Raw genomic sequence first — 15,172 nt, forward strand, 5'->3', positions numbered from 1 at the left:
GCCAATGTTGACAGCTTTTCTCCAAAATACTTGGAAGACCGCTGTTCTCATGACATAAATTCACCCAGCCGCATGGCGATCGGGACAGGGGAAATCCGGGATCGTGGGGGACATGCTCTTTGGCGCGCTACAGGCGCTGCATTATGAGATATTGTTGTTCGCGGTCATCGGCTTCGCCTTGGGCGGGCTGGATGATCTGGCGATCGACCTTCTGTTCCTGATGCGTCGCGGTTGGCGGGCGGTCCGATACCCTCGCCGCCTCCGCATGACGATGGCGACATTGCCGCCGTCATCGACGCCCGGCCGTATCGCCATCTTCATTCCCGCCTGGCAGGAAGCGGAGGTCATCGGCGCGATGCTGCGCCATGCCGTACATTGCTGGGGCGATGCCGATTATCGCATATTCGTCGGCGCCTATCTTAATGATCCGGCGACGATCGACGCGATCGCATCGGCCGCCATCGATCAACCGCATATCATATTGTGCGTGAATGACCGCCCCGGTCCGACCACCAAGGCCGATTGCCTGAACATCAACTGGCGCAGCATGCTGGCGGAGGAAGACCGCAGCGGGATCCGGTTCAAGGCCATCGTCATGCATGATGCCGAAGACGTTGTGCATCCCGATGAAATCCGGCTGTTCGATCATATGATCGACCGGTTCGCGCTGGTGCAATTGCCGGTCCTGCCACTACCGGGTCGCGGCACCTGGTTTTCCCGTGCCATCGCCAATCATTATTGTGATGAGTTTGCTGAAGCTCATGGGAAGTCCCTGACAGTGAGGGAATTTCTTGGCGCATCCATTCCCTCTGCCGGCGTCGCCTGCGCCTTTGAAAGAAATATATTGGCCGCTCTCGCCCCTCATGACGGCGCGGGGCCATTTGATCCGGGGTCATTGACCGAAGACTATGAGGCGGGGTTGCGGATCGCAGACATGGGCGGCCGGGGCATCTTCCTGCGCATCCGTGACGCTCAAGGCCGACTGGTCGCGACCCGCGAATATTTTCCCGACAGCGCCCCGGCCGCCATCCGCCAGAAGGCACGCTGGATCATCGGCATTTCGCTTGCCGGCTGGGACCGGATGGGCTGGCAGGGTGGCCCGGCCGAATGGTGGATGCGGATCAGGGACCGGCGCGCCACCCTTGCGGCCCTGATCATCGTCGCCGCCTACGCCACGCTGCTGCTCTGGAGCATATTGGAACTGGCGCGCCCGTTCCTGGCGCCGCAAATGCGCCCATCGACACCGCTGATCGACAGCTTGCTGACGCTCAATCTCTGGCTCATGGCATGGCGCATCACGATGCGCGCGATCTTTGCCGGCCATGCCTATGGCTGGCGGCATGGACTGGCGGCCGTGCCGCGCATGTTCGTCGGCAACGCGATCGCTATCCTGGCCGCCCGGCGCGCCGTGATCCTCTATGTCCAGTCGCTGCTTGGCAAGCCGCTGGTGTGGGACAAGACGCAACATCGTTTCCCCGACATGGAGGAGCAGGCATGATCGGATCATCGGCCGATGGACGGCCGGTGCGCTTCTTTTTCATGCTGTGCATCGGCTGGACCGGCATGCGCCTGTTCGGCACGATCGCTTCGACAGCGCCGCTACCAGCGGCAGTGCCAGCCCCGGCCAAAGGCAGTCGGATCGACTCCCCCACTCGTCAGGAGCGCATGATCCCGATCATCCACAGAGCAGAGACAGCAATATATTCTGGCAATAAGTGGCAACCCATCCGAGCGAGTTCGCCCTTCAAGCCAGTCCGGACCTCTTATGCCATCGCGCCACTATCGACTACATGGTCGTTGAACTCTGGCGCCTCCAGACAAAGACCTCCCCTAGCCCGACCCAAAGCCATGGATCCCCTCGCCATTTCGGTATCAACCATATCGCCCGTCGGCCATGATCGCTGGCAAGGCAGCGCCTGGCTGCTCTGGCGCTCCGGCGGTGGTTCATCGGCAGACCTCGCCACCGTGGGGCGCCTTGGCGGGTCGCAGGCCGGCGCGCGGATCGACTTCGACCTGATGCCCCGATCCTCGGGGCGCCTTGCAGCTTATGGTCGGGCCACGACGGCCCTCCAGTCGCCAGAAGCGCCCGAAACTGCGGTCGGCCTGTCCTATCAGCCAATACGCCATATTGCCGTCAGCCTTGCCGCCGAGCGACGGATCGCGCTCGATACCCAGGCGCGCGACGCTTTCGCTCTGTTGCTCGTCGGCGGTTTTGGCCCCAAACCCGTTGCCGGACCGATAGAGGCCAGCCTTTATGCGCAGACCGGCATGGTAGGGCTGCACAAGCGCGACCTTTTCATCGACGGAAAATTCTCGCTGCTCGCGCCGGTCAAGGACAGCCCCCTGCGCGTTGGCTTCAGCCTGTCTGGTGGTGCGCAACCCGATGTCGAACGACTGGATATCGGCCCCGAAATCCAGTTTCGTCTGCCCCTTCCAGCGATCGCCGCACGCATCGGGATCGAATGGCGTGAACGTGTCGCCGGCCAAGCCAAACCGGCTTCCGGCCTGGCGGTCACGCTCGCCGCCGATTTTTAAGCCTCTAGCCATCTCGCGGCTTTCGCTCGGAGTCTTTTGTCTCTAACCCGATGGGGCATGGATCTATACCTGCCCATCGCCAATCTGTCGGTGAACGCCCTGGTCATCATCGGACTGGGTGGCGTCGTCGGCCTGTTGTCGGGCATGTTCGGCGTGGGTGGCGGCTTCCTCACCACGCCGCTGCTCATCTTCTATGGCATCCCGCCCACGGTCGCAGCAGCCTCCGCTGCCAGCCAGGTGACCGGCGCCAGCGTGTCCGGCGTCGTCACCCACATGTCGCGCGGCACCGTCGATTTCCGCATGGGCGGCGTACTGATCGCCGGCGGCGTGGTCGGCGCGGGCCTTGGCGTTCTCATCTTCCGCCTGCTCCAGTCGCTGGGGCAGATCGATACGGTGATCGGCATTCTCTATGTGCTGATGCTGGGCGGCATCGGATCGCTGATGGCGAAGGAGTCGATCCAGGCGCTTATCGCGCTCAAGACCGGCAAGCGCATGCAGGCGCGCAAGCGCCGCCACCATCCGCTGGTCGCCGCACTGCCGATGCGCTGGCGCTTCTATCGCTCGGGCCTCTATATCTCGCCGCTGGCTCCGCTGCTGCTGGGCATGGCAACCGGCATCCTGACCATGTTGCTGGGCGTGGGGGGCGGCTTCATCCTGGTGCCGGCGATGCTCTATCTGCTCGGCATGAACACCCAGTCGGTGGTCGGCACATCGCTGTTCCAGATCCTGTTCGTCACCATGGCGACGACGATGATGCACGCGATGACGACCAAGGCGGTCGATCTGGTGCTGGCCATGCTGCTGCTGATCGGCAGCGTCACAGGCGCGCAGGTCGGCACCCGGCTGTCGATGACGATACGGCCTGAATATCTGCGTATCCTGCTCGCCGCGATCGTGCTGCTGGTCGCCGCGCGCATGGCGCTGGGGCTGGGCTGGCGGCCCGACGAAATCTTCACGATCGACGTGAAATGAGGATATCCCGCCTCATCCTGCCGGCCCTGGCCCTGCTGCTGAGTGCCGCGGACGAACCGCAACTGGTGCCCGATGTGTCGCAGCGCGAGGTCGAGATCCAGTACAGCTTCACCGGCGCGGACCTGCTGCTGTTCGGTGCGATCGTCTATCCGGACGGGCGACGGCCGGACAAGCCGGCGGACATCGTCGTCGTGCTGAAGGGCCCCGAACAGTCGATCACCATGCGCGAAAAGCAGAAGGTGGCCGGCATCTGGGTCAATGCCGACCGCGCCCGATTTCGCTCAGCGCCCAGCTTCTACGCCATGGCCTCCTCTCGGCCGATCGACCGGATCGTCGATGAGCGCACCGCCGCAATCTACGAACTGGGCGTCGACAAGCTGCAACTCTCCCCCTCCTCGCTCAACGACAGCGCGGAACTGGACCGGTTCCAGGCTGGCCTGGTCGACCTGCGCCAGCGCAACGGCCTGTTCGTCGAACGCCCCGGCACGGTGGAGATCAGCGACGGCGTGCTCTATCGCGCCCGCCTGCCGCTTTCGGCCCGTGTGATCGTGGGTGATTATACCGCCGAAACCTTCCTGGTGCAGGACGGCCGCGTCGTGGCAGCGGCGGTGCGCGACATCCATGTTCGCAAATCGGGCTTCGAACAGTTCATGGCCGTCGCGGCCGAACGCTGGTCTTTCCTCTATGGCCTGACCGCCATCGCCCTGGCCGTTGGCATGGGCTGGGCCGCCGGCGCAGTCGCCCGTCGCATCTGAGCGCCCACCTCTCCAAAAGTTCATCTTCCAGCCACGCTATCGCAGGCCGTCATGGACCATATCGGTCCTGCCACCTCCCCTCCCCCTTGGGTGGCACGAAACAGGCCAGCTTGGACCAGCTGGCCGAACGGCCGGAACGCGTGGGTCTTGTTCCGGCCGCCCACAGCCCGGCACGTCGGTCTCCTCCCGACGTGCCGGGCGCTCAGGTCGATCGAGGAGACGGCATGATGGCGCGCGGTGGCAAGAGCATCCGGTATATCCTGCCCATCCTGATCCTCGCTCTGCTGGCGGCGGCCTTCCAATGGCTCGGCTATCTGGGCGGCGATCCCTTTTCTCTCTCCCGCCCCCGGGGCTATCGGCCGGGCCATGGCACGCCGATCGCCATCATCCTGTCGGGCGACATGGGCATGAAGGTCGGCATGGGGCCGGGCATCATGGCCCGCCTGACGCAAGGCGGCCTGCCGACCGTCGGCGTCAATTCGCTGACCTATTTTCGCAAGACTCGCAGCCCGGCAGAGGCCACCGCACTGATCGGCGAAGCCCTTGCCCAGGCCCACAGCATCGATCCCGCTGCGCCGGTCATCCTGATCGGCCAGTCCTTCGGCGCAGACATGGCGCATGTCGGCCTTGCCACGCTGCCCCCCGCGCAACGCCGGGCCATCGCCATGGTGGCGCTGGTCGTGCCAGGCGCCACGGTCGAATATCGCGCTTCGCCCGGCGAGATATTCACCTTTGCCATGGCGGAGGCGGATGCCCTGCCGACAGCACGCAAACTCGACTGGGCGCCTTTGCTCTGCGTCCATGGGCAGGAGGAAGCGGCCAGCCTGTGCCCATTGCTGCACCAGCCCAATGTGCAGACCGTCGCGCTGCCGGGCGGACATCCGTTGCACCATGATGTCGATGCGCTCTACCATGTCCTGCACGCAGCTTTTGCCCGGCAGGGATTGATCCGGAAGACCTGACCCATGCCTCATGCCTTGCGCCCGTTCCTTGCCGGCATCAGCCTGATCATCGCCGTTCCGGCGATGGCGGCCGATCCGGTGCTGGGTTCCTGGATCAATCCGCGCGGCAGCGTCACGGTCACGACCGGCGCCTGTCAGGACAGATTGTGCGGCTGGGTCAGTCACGCCAATGCAGAAGCGCTGGCCGATGCCAGCGATGCCGGCATCCCGCATCTGGTCGGCACCACCCTGTTGCAGGATTACCGCCCCAAGGGACCGGGCCATTGGGCCGGGCGGGTCTATGTGCCCGACATGGGCCGCACCTTCTATTCCACCATCGATCAGCAGGGGCCGGATCAGTTGAAGATTTCCGGCTGCATCCTGGGCGGGCTGTTCTGCCGCAGCCAGCTCTGGCACCGGGTCAAGACGGGGTAGCGGCGGATGGGGGCCATGACATATTTGCGCCGTTACCAGACGCCCTTGTCGGTTGGGCTGGTCGTGCTGCTTGCCGCGCTCGGCTTCGTCGCACTCTACCATCTTTTGCACGATGTGCATGTGCGCGACATCCGCGCGGCCTTTCATGCACTTGGCCCGGCAGCCCTGATCCCCGCCCTGCTGCTGACCGCAATCAGCTATGTTACCCTCACCTTCTACGATGTACTGGCGCTGCGCTCGATCGGCCGCCCCTTGCCCTATGGCACGGCTGCGCTCGCTTCCTTCACCAGCTATACGCTCAGCCATAATCTGGGCCTGTCGCTGCTGACCGGCGGATCGGCACGCTACCGCATCTACAGCGCGGCGGGGCTGGGTGTTGCTGATGTAGCGCGGGTGGTCGCGATCGCCGGTGCCACCTTCTGGGGCGGGGTTCTGACGCTGGCGGCGATCATGCTGGTCTGGCGGCCGGAGACGCTGTCGATAGGCGATGTTCGCCTGTCCGCGCCAATGCTGCGTTTGGCGGGCAGTCTGACCCTCGCGGCCATCATCGGCCTGATCCTCTATGCCGGCCGGCAGGGACGGATGCTGCATTTTGGCCGCATGTCCCTGCCGCTGCCGCCTGCCTCGCGCATATTCTGCCAGATCGGCATCGGCGTGATCGATCTCGCTGCGGCCAGCGCGGCGCTGTTCGTCCTGGTGCCCGGCGTCGGCCTGCACGCCTGGCCTGCCTTCTTCCTGGGCTATGCGCTCGCCATCGTCGCCGTGCTGCTGACCCATGTGCCCGGCGGCGTCGGGGTGTTCGAACTGGTGATGCTCGCCGCCCTGCCCGGCGTGGACCGGCCGCAACTGGTCGCCGCGCTGCTCGCCTATCGACTGGTCTATTATATCCTGCCGCTGCTGATCGCGGTCGGCATCATCGTTGCGCAGGAGGGCTGGCGCTGGCGGCAGCCGTTGCGCCGGACCCTGCGCGGGCTGCAAGCCGTCACGACCGGCCTTGCGCCGATCATGACGGCAGCGCTCGTCTTCCTGGGCGGCGCCATCCTGCTGGTATCGGGTTCGCTCCCGGCCATCCCGCACCGGGTCGCGACCCTCAACAGCGTCGTGCCCCTCCCCTTCCTCGAAGCCTCCCACATGGCTGGCAGCCTGGTAGGCGCGGCGCTGCTGATCCTGTCGGCCGGCCTCTATCGGCGGCTGGACGGCGCCTTCTGGTTGACCCGCATCCTGCTGTTGGCCGGCGCGATCTTCTCGCTGCTCAAGGGGCTGGATTATGAGGAGGCGGCGGCGATGCTGCTGATCGCTGCGCTGCTGCAATGGGCGCGCCCGGCCTTCTATCGCCGGACCCAGCTCATCGCCGACGCCTTCACCCCCGGCTGGCTGGCGACGGTCGCAGTGGTTCTGGGCCTCTGCGTCTGGATCGGCTTCTTCGCCTACAAGCATGTCGAATATCAGAACGACCTCTGGTGGCATTTTGCCGCCCGCGCCGATGCCTCGCGCTTCCTGCGCGCCAGCCTCGCCGTTGCCGTCCTGCTGATTGGCGTGGCGCTCTGGCGCCTGCTGCGCCCGGCCGCGACCATTCCCGCCTTGGCCAGCAATGCCACCGTCCCGCCGGAGGCTGCGCTGGCGCTGGCCGAGCGCACCGACGCCAATCTCGCCTATATCGGCGACAAGCGCTTCCTGGTGTCGGATGGCGGCACCTGTTGCCTGATGTACCAGATCAAAGGGCATAGCTGGATCGTCATGGGCGATCCGATCGGCGCCCGCAGCGAATGGGCGGACCTGCTCTGGCGGCTGCGCGAACAGGCCGATGCGGCACAAGGGCGGCTGCTGCTCTACCAGATCAGCCAGGACATGCTGCCGCTGGCGATCGAACTGGGTCTGCAGATCGTCAAATATGGCGAGGAGGCGCATGTCGATCTGGCCGGTTTCACGCTGGACGGCCCGGATGCCAAGCCGCTGCGCTATGCCGAGCGGCGCGCGGCGCGGGAGGGCGCCAGTTTCGAAATCATCCCCGCCGCCATGCTGGACAAGGAAATGGACCGGCTGGCCGAGATTTCCGCCCATTGGCTCCAGTCCAAGGGGCACAAGGAAAAATGCTTCAGCGTCGGCCGCTTCGATCGCGCCTATATGGCGCAGTTCGACTGCGCCGTGGTGCGGCAGGAGGGCAGGATCGTCGCCTTCGCCAATATCTGGGCCGCGGCCGACCGGTCCGAACTGTCGGTCGACCTGATGCGCCATGATGACGGCGCCCCCTATGGCACGATGGACTTTCTGTTCATCCACCTGATGCTGTGGGGCAAGGCACAGGGTTATCGCTGGTTCAACCTCGGCCTCGCCCCGCTTTCCGGGCTGGAGGCGCGCCGACTGGCACCGCTCTGGTCGAAGCTGGGCGCGCTGCTCTACCAGCATGGCAATGCGCTCTACGGTTTTGAAGGGCTGCGCGCCTACAAGGACAAGTTCGGGCCGGAATGGGAACCCCGCTTCGTCGCCGGGCCGCAGGGCCTGTCCTTCGGCCGGGCGCTGCTCGATCTTCAGGCACTGATCGCCGGATAGCCATTGCGCGGTGGATGCATCCCGCGATAGCGCTGGGCGATGCACGCCATCCATCATATCGCCATCATCGGGTCCGACTATGCCCGGTCCCGCCGTTTCTATGTCGACATTCTCGGCTTTGCCGTGCTGAACGAGGTCTATCGCGCCGAACGCGACAGCTGGAAATGCGATCTGGCGGTCGGCGACGCGCAGATCGAGCTCTTCTCCTTCCCCAATCCGCCGCCGCGCCCCTCGCGCCCGGAAGCCTGTGGCCTGCGCCACCTTGCCTTTGCCGTCAGCGACCTGGATGCGGAGGTCGCCCGACTCGAAAGCCATGGCGTGGCGTGCGAACCGGTGCGGGTGGACGAATATACCGACCGGCGCTTCACCTTCTTCGCCGACCCTGACGGACTGCCGCTGGAGCTTTACGAGGATCAGGTCCGCGCCATTTGACAGCATCAGGTCATGGCCCTTAGGTAACCGGTATCAATAAACGGGAGAGGGTCATGGCAGTCAGCCGACGGGACGCATTGCTGGCGACGGCTTCGGCGGCGCTGGCAGGTGGTTTGAGCGAGGCGCGGGCGGCGCCCCCTGCTCCACCGGTCACGCCTGCCCCCGCGCCCGACTGGCGGCGCGGCTTCGACAATCAGCGCGTCGCCGATCTGGGCGATGGCCGCTTCCTCAATCCGCTGATCGCGGGCGACCATCCCGATCCCACCATCCTGAAGGATGGCGCGGATTATTACATGACCTTCTCGACCTTCGATTCCTATCCCGGCCTCATCATCTGGCATTCGCGCGACCTGGTGAACTGGCGGCCGATCGGCCCGGCGCTGCACAAGAATATCGGATCGGTCTGGGCGCCTGAACTGTGCAAGCACAAGGGCCGCTATTATCTCTACATCCCGGTCAAGGCATCGCCCAACACCAGCTATGTGATCTGGGCCGACCGGATCGAGGGGCCGTGGAGCGATCCGATCGACCTCAATCTGCCCAACCATATCGATCCCGGCCATGCGGTGGGCGAGGATGGGTCGCGCTGGCTGTTCCTGTCGGGCGGCGACCGGGTGCGCCTGACCGACGATGGCCTGGCGACCGTCGGCCAGCCCGAACATGTCTATGACCCCTGGCACTATCCCGACGACTGGGATGTCGAGGGTTTCTCGCCCGAAGGCCCCAAGATTTTGCGCCATAAGGACTGGTTCTATCTGGTGACCGCCGTGGGCGGCACGGCCGGACCGCCGACCGGGCATATGGTGATCGCCGCCCGGTCGCGGTCGATCCATGGCCCCTGGGAAAATTGCCCGGCCAACCCGATCGTGCGGACCGTCGACCGCGCCGAAAAATGGTGGTCGCGCGGCCATGCCACCTTGATCGAGGGACCGGATGGCAGCTGGTGGTCGGTCTATCATGGCTATGAAAATGGCTATTGGACACTGGGACGCCAGACGTTGCTCGACCCGGTCGAATGGACGGCGGACGGCTGGTTCCGCATGACCGGCGGCGACCTGTCGCAACCGATCGCCAAACCCAGGGGCGGTCAGGTCGGACCGCATGGGCAGCCACTGTCGGATGATTTCAGCGCGCTGCACATCGGATCGCGCTGGAACTTCTTCAAGCCAGCGCCGCAGGAGGCGCAGCGGGCGCGGGTCGAGAACGGATCGCTGATCCTGAAGGCCAGCGGCACCGCCCCCTCCAGTTCGTCGCCGCTGCTGCTGGTGGCAGCTGACCAGGCCTATCAGTTCGAATGCACGGTCGAGATCGCGCCGGGTGGCGTCGCCGGGTTGCTGCTCTTCTATGACGAGCAGCTTTATTGCGGGCTTGGCTTCGACCAGGAGCGGTTCGTCACCCATCAATATGGGATCGAGCGCGGCCGCCCCGCCAATCCCCATGGCCGCCGGATGCGGATGCGCGTCACCAACGACCGGCATATCATCCGCTTTCACATCAGCGGCGATGACGGCAGGAGCTGGAAGCGGTTCGACCGGGGGATGGAAGTGTCGGGCTATCACCATAATGTGCGCGGCGGCTTCCTGATGCTGCGCCCCGGCCTCTATTCCGCCGGTGCGGGTGAAGCGCGCTTCACCGACTTCCGTTTTCGCGCGCTCTAAGGCCGATTGGGCCGATACGGGAAGCGACAGTCGAAGTTCACAGTGTCGTGCGGGCTATTTCGGGCCAATGCGCCGCTAAAGCGCCTGCGACGCGCCTGTGACGCGACAGCGGCGGGGAAATCGGGTCACGCCCGCGCACCTTCAACGCGGCGCCGACGCGACAGTGAAGCGACAGCCACGCGACAGGCGGGTGGTCTGGCAAGGAGATGGGCGGCGCTTCCATCCTCAAGGGTAGAGCAGAGAAGGGGCGAGTAGGAAAGCCGGGGCAGCGTCGCGAAAGCCCACCCCGCTGCGACTGGCGCGCTGCGCGCGCAAATCTCGCTGCCCCTTCCGTTTACGGGAGGGGAATGGCAAGTTTCTGCCTTAGGCCTTGGCTAAAGCGCGGCTGCGCAGCAGCGCGAGCAATAGGCCGATGCCGCCGATCAGCAGCAGCAGGTCGACCATCAGCACCTGCCCGCCTGCCAGCAGTGGGGCGCCGTGAAGCAGCGCCACCGCCAGCAGCCCCACGACCAGCGCCCATTGCAGGCCGCGCGACAGGCGCCGACCAGGCAGCGCCTTCGCCATGCCGGCGGCCAGCACCGACAGGATGGTGAGGCCCAGCCAGACCAGCGGTAGCGACACATGCGGCAAGGCGAAGGCCAGCGCGGCGGTGAGGACCAGGATGACCGGCTGGCCCCAGCAGATCGCCGCCCAGATCCGTTCCCATTGCGGCGCCGGTCGGCCGCGATCGCGGCGGCGGGCCAGCCAGATGGTCACGCCGCTGGAGGTGACGATGCAAAGCGCAATGCCGAGCAGGCCATAGGCGATCCGCACGGGCAGCCCGCCGAACCAGCCGAAATGCAGCTGGCCGATGCCGCTCAGCATCCGGGTGCCGGCGACCAGATCCTGCGGCCGTTCCTGATGGAGCAACTGCCCCCGCGCATCATATTGCACCTCGTCCTGCTGGGTCAGCAAGTGCGGCCGGCCGCTATGGATCGAGATGCGCATATCGGCGCGGCCGGGCCGTTCGACCATGATATTGTCCGCAACGGCCGCCGGCGCGCGGGCGCGGGCATCGGCGATCAACCGGGCGATATCGGGAATGGGCACGGCACGCGCGTCAACCTTGGGCGGCGGATCGAGGAAGAGCTCATAGACCTTCCCCATGTCGCCGCGATAGAGCAGCATCGCCAGCATCGCGACGATGATGGTGCTGAGGCCCAGCAGCGCGCCGGTCAGCGCCAGGGTGAAGTGAAAGGGCAAGGCCCAGATGCCGAGGCGATTGTGCAGATCCGCCTCCTGCAGGCGGCGCGAACCGCCCAGGCGCAGGTGGAAGGCATCGCGCAGCACGCGCGGATGCGCCAATATGCCCGACACCAGGGAGGAAAGCAGCGCCACGCCGGTCAGGCCGACGATGAACTGCCCCCAGCTGCGCGGCAGATGCAGGTTGATATGGAGGTGGATCAGAAATTCGGTCCAGACCGCTTCAAGATCGGACAGCGCACCATCGGCCGCCACGGCCCATTTATGTTCATAGGTCGCGCTGAAGGCCGTGAGGCTGGCGCCATCCTGTTTCGCGGTGGGAAGCGACAGATAGAGGGTGGTGTCGGCCGGCGCGCGTCTGGCCGCTTCGGCGATGGCGCGGGCGGCCGAGGCATCCGACAGGCTGGTCACCACCGGCGTCGCCGGCACTTCCCACCGTTCCAGATCGGGCGCGAATACGGCAACCGTGCCGGTCAGGCAGACGATATAGATGATCGCGGCAAAGGCGAGGCCCAGCACCGAATGGCTGCTGAGCACCGATCGCACCGTTTCGGGCGACAAGGGCCAGCGCCATTTCTTTGCCCGGCTGTTGGTCTGGACGCTCTGGTCGTTCATGCGGCCCCTCCCAAGGCGGCGAGGCCGAAGCCGATGATGCTGGTGCCGACCAGCACGGCGGTGGCGCGGAGCAGGCGGCGGTCCGCAAGGGTCCAGGTCATGGCCAGCCCCCACAGGATCGGCAGCAACAGGCCGCCAAGCACGATCCGGGTGCGCGGATCACCGGGCAGATAGACGGTGACGCAAAAGGCCACACCCATCGCCGCCGTCATGCCGAGCGGCCCGGCGAGCAAGGCGCGGAGCACCCCGCGCCAGAAGCGGCCCGGTTCCTCCAGCGGCTCGGGCGCGACATCGCCATCGCGCACCCGCGCCGCCTTGCGCCGGACCCGACCGAACCAGATGATCGCGAGCGCGCCGATCCCCTCCATCGCCAGTCCCAAGGCCAGCCCCTTGACCGGCCCGATCAGCAGGAAGGCAGCGACCAGCAGGCCGATCAATACGCCCCATCCCGCCAGCAGCAGGCCAAGCACGGAGCGGTCCCGCCGCACCCAGGAACGGCGCAGCAGGGCAGCGCCCAGGGCGCCGCCGGCGATGAGCAGCAGGCTGGCGAGTGCGATCACCAATGGACGCTCGCGCCGACGCCGACGGTCTGGGGTTCGCCCAGGATCGCATGATGAATCGCGGCATATTGGTACTGCATATAATCCTCGTTGAGGATGTTGCGGGCGAAGACGAACAGTGACCAATGATCGGTTTCATAACCGATCTTGCCATTCACGACGGTGCGGCCACCGACCTTGTACTGGCCCTGATCCTGACCGACGCCGGTGAAGACCGACGACCGGTAATTGGCGTTGAGATTGGCGACGAAGCCCGGCCCGAACTGCGCATTGATGCCGCCCGACAGGGTCCAGCGCGGCGCATAGGGGAATTGTGTGTCGGTAAGGTCAACCGTGCTGGTCGCCCCGGCGGGCAGGACGAAATCGGTGAATTTGGTGCGGACATGGCCGACCGAGCCATAGAGATCGATGCCGCGCGCGATCGTCGCATTCGCTTCCACCTCGAACCCGTAAAGATGCGATCCGGCCGCGTTCACCGTGTTGTAATCATAGGCATTCTGGCCGAAATAGGCGGTGACCTGCTGGTCCTTCCACGTCATGTAGAAGGCATTGGCATTGAGCGTCAGGCGCCCGTCCAGCCATTTGGAGCGCAGCGAGCCTTCATAGTTCCAGCTATATTCCGGATCATAGGCGACCAGCAGGGCGCGGGCCGGGTTCTGGCTGGAGCCGCCCGAGCGATAGGCGCGCTGGACGGTGAAAGCGGTGGTGAGGTCTGGCGTCCAGTCCATGCTGATCCCGGCCTTGGGCAGGAAGGCGTTGAAGCTGCGGCTGTTGGACGCCAGCGGCGAGGAGGCATCGTCGACCAGCCCCAGAACGCCCTGGTTGATCAGCGAAATGATCGGGGCATAGGCCGCGCCGAGGAAGTTGGCATCGGGCAGCGTGCCGTTGAAGGTCGCCACCGTTTGCGCGGCATAGCGGTTGCGCTCATGATCGTAGCGGAAGCCGCCGATCAGGGTCAGCCGGTCGGTCAGCTTGAAACGGGCGTCGCCGAACAGCGCCATCGTCTCCACCTTTTCGGGCTGGTCGGCCGAATAGGCGACCGGGATGACTGGCAGTTGTGCCGCATAGGCATTGCTGAGGAAAGTCGCCTGCGCCGCGGTCGCGCCATTGGCGCGCAGCAGGGCGGCGATGGTGGCGGTCGGCGTATCGATGTTCACCCGGCTATTCTGGTCGATGCTGCCGGTGCGGCGATAATACCAGGCACCCAGCAGGCCGCTCAGCCGTTCGCCATCATAGTTGAGGCGCATTTCCTGGGTCAGGGTGCGGTAATTATAGCGATTGTCGATCGCCTGGATATCCTGCGGCGTGCCGTCGGTATCGATCACCGAATGGACGCGCGAGCGGTTCCAGGAGGTGACGCTCGACAGTTTCAGCCCCTGGGCCAGCGGATAGCTGATGTTGAAGACGGCAAGGTCGCTGTCGATCTTGCCCCGGCTGGGCTGATCGCCGGTGGCGATACGGTGATTGAAATAATTGGGCACATCGGTGCGGGCATATTCGTAGAGATAGCCGCCGTCGCGCCGCACGCGATTATAGCTGGCGACTGCCTCCAATCCCGGAATGGCCTGGGGCGTCCACTTGATCTTGCCGCGCAGATTGAGCGATTCCAGCGCATCGCTATATTCGTCGCGGGTGACATTATAGATGAGGCCGCGATCGTTGCGGCGCTCGGCCGACAGGCGGATGCCCAGTTCATCCTTGATGATCGGCCCGCCGATCGCGGCGGAGAAGGTGCGATCATCATATTCGCTCCACAATACGCGCGCGTCACCGCCCCAACGGGTCAGCGAGGGATCCTTGCTGGTGATGACGATGCCGCCGGCCAGCGCGTTGAGGCCCTGGATGGTCGATTGCGGGCCACGCAGCACTTCCACCTGCTGCACATCCCACAGGTCGGTCGGGCCGCCATAAAGCGCCCATTTGGGCACCGGCGCGCCATCGACATAGACGCTGGCGGCATCTGCCTGCCCGCCCGCGCCGACGCCGCTGTTGCTGATGCCGCGGATGGTGAAGCCCGACGAACCATAGGTTTCGGACAGGTTGGCGGTGCGGTTATAGACGTCCTGGATGGTGATCAGCGCCTCGCGCTCGATCGTCTCGGGCGTAACGACGGCGATGCTGGTCGGCGTCTGCTGCAGGGTGCGGGCGCTCTTTTCGCCGGTGACGATGATGTCGGCGCGAGCCTGGTCCATATCGGCGTCCGGCGCCTGTTGCGCCATGGCTGTGCTGGCCAGAGCAGCACTGGCCAGTGCGACGATCGCCGCCCCGGAAAAGAAGAAAGACGACCGCACCATATAATCCCCCAAATATTCTTGGCGGCGCCATATTTGAGAACGCTAACGCGAGTCAATGTCATTATATGAATGGACTATTGCTGTTGCCTGCCCGGCGTCGCCCCTGCCGCACCGCCGGGTCCAAGAAAAAGGGCCAGCCACCTCGTGCAGAAGGCAGCTGGCCCGTGACGGCGCGACCCGAAA

The 15,172-nt window shown here is 65.3% G+C and carries 12 protein-coding genes; 9 read left to right on the forward strand and 3 right to left on the reverse strand.

The genetic code is table 11. From position 1 onward, the window contains the following. The first annotated feature begins 112 nt into the window (after positions 1–112). The 9 genes from ACI6S0_RS11050 (at position 113) to ACI6S0_RS11090 (ending at position 10,278) form a co-directional block, all read left to right on the forward strand. The gene (locus ACI6S0_RS11050) at positions 113–1,498 is read left to right on the forward strand and encodes a glycosyl transferase family protein (RefSeq protein ID WP_434405931.1); all 1,386 of its coding nucleotides are present in this window, start codon (positions 113–115) and stop codon (positions 1,496–1,498) included. Positions 1,499–1,524: 26 nt separating this feature from the next. Next, on the forward strand, positions 1,525–2,535 hold the full coding sequence (locus ACI6S0_RS11055; protein ID WP_434405821.1) for a hypothetical protein: 1,011 nt from the start codon (positions 1,525–1,527) through the stop codon (positions 2,533–2,535). A gap of 57 nt (positions 2,536–2,592) precedes the next feature. Further along, positions 2,593–3,507 carry a sulfite exporter TauE/SafE family protein gene (locus ACI6S0_RS11060; RefSeq protein ID WP_004207740.1) on the forward strand — a complete coding sequence of 305 codons (915 nt, stop codon included), beginning with the start codon at positions 2,593–2,595 and terminating at the stop codon, positions 3,505–3,507. Then, positions 3,504–4,262 (forward strand): TIGR02186 family protein, encoded by a 759-nt coding sequence (locus ACI6S0_RS11065; protein WP_099233854.1) that lies wholly within the window; start codon positions 3,504–3,506, stop codon positions 4,260–4,262. Before ACI6S0_RS11060 ends, ACI6S0_RS11065 begins: the two co-directional genes overlap by 4 nt. Before the next feature lie 224 nt (positions 4,263–4,486). Further along, the gene (locus ACI6S0_RS11070) at positions 4,487–5,224 is read left to right on the forward strand and encodes an AcvB/VirJ family lysyl-phosphatidylglycerol hydrolase (protein ID WP_434405932.1); all 738 of its coding nucleotides are present in this window, start codon (positions 4,487–4,489) and stop codon (positions 5,222–5,224) included. Positions 5,225–5,227: 3 nt separating this feature from the next. Then, on the forward strand, positions 5,228–5,638 hold the full coding sequence (locus ACI6S0_RS11075; protein WP_434405822.1) for a DUF2147 domain-containing protein: 411 nt from the start codon (positions 5,228–5,230) through the stop codon (positions 5,636–5,638). A 6-nt stretch (positions 5,639–5,644) separates the two neighbouring features. Then, positions 5,645–8,188: a bifunctional lysylphosphatidylglycerol flippase/synthetase MprF gene (mprF, locus tag ACI6S0_RS11080; RefSeq protein WP_434405823.1), complete on the forward strand. Its 2,544-nt coding sequence runs from the start codon at positions 5,645–5,647 to the stop codon at positions 8,186–8,188. 39 nt (positions 8,189–8,227) lie between these two features. Continuing rightward, positions 8,228–8,620 (forward strand): VOC family protein, encoded by a 393-nt coding sequence (locus ACI6S0_RS11085; RefSeq protein WP_434405824.1) that lies wholly within the window; start codon positions 8,228–8,230, stop codon positions 8,618–8,620. A 53-nt stretch (positions 8,621–8,673) separates the two neighbouring features. Next, positions 8,674–10,278 carry a family 43 glycosylhydrolase gene (locus tag ACI6S0_RS11090; protein ID WP_434405825.1) on the forward strand — a complete coding sequence of 535 codons (1,605 nt, stop codon included), beginning with the start codon at positions 8,674–8,676 and terminating at the stop codon, positions 10,276–10,278. A gap of 363 nt (positions 10,279–10,641) precedes the next feature. Here ACI6S0_RS11090 and ACI6S0_RS11095 read toward each other — a convergent pair whose 3' ends face one another. From ACI6S0_RS11095 to ACI6S0_RS11105, 3 genes are read right to left on the reverse strand one after another with little or no spacing between them, the layout of a single operon-like run. Further along, positions 10,642–12,135, reverse strand: a complete 1,494-nt coding sequence (locus ACI6S0_RS11095; RefSeq protein ID WP_434405826.1) for a PepSY domain-containing protein — start codon at positions 12,133–12,135, stop codon at positions 10,642–10,644. After that, the gene (locus ACI6S0_RS11100; protein WP_333885301.1) at positions 12,132–12,698 is read right to left on the reverse strand and encodes a hypothetical protein; all 567 of its coding nucleotides are present in this window, start codon (positions 12,696–12,698) and stop codon (positions 12,132–12,134) included. Before ACI6S0_RS11100 ends, ACI6S0_RS11095 begins: the two co-directional genes overlap by 4 nt. Then, positions 12,692–14,989 (reverse strand): TonB-dependent receptor, encoded by a 2,298-nt coding sequence (locus ACI6S0_RS11105; RefSeq protein ID WP_434405827.1) that lies wholly within the window; start codon positions 14,987–14,989, stop codon positions 12,692–12,694. The genes ACI6S0_RS11100 and ACI6S0_RS11105 overlap by 7 nt, the downstream gene beginning before the upstream one ends. Between the last annotated feature and the right edge of the window lie 183 nt (positions 14,990–15,172).

The sequence above is a fragment of the Sphingobium sp. DN12 genome, assembly GCF_051058005.1.
GTDB lineage: Bacteria > Pseudomonadota > Alphaproteobacteria > Sphingomonadales > Sphingomonadaceae > Sphingobium > Sphingobium yanoikuyae.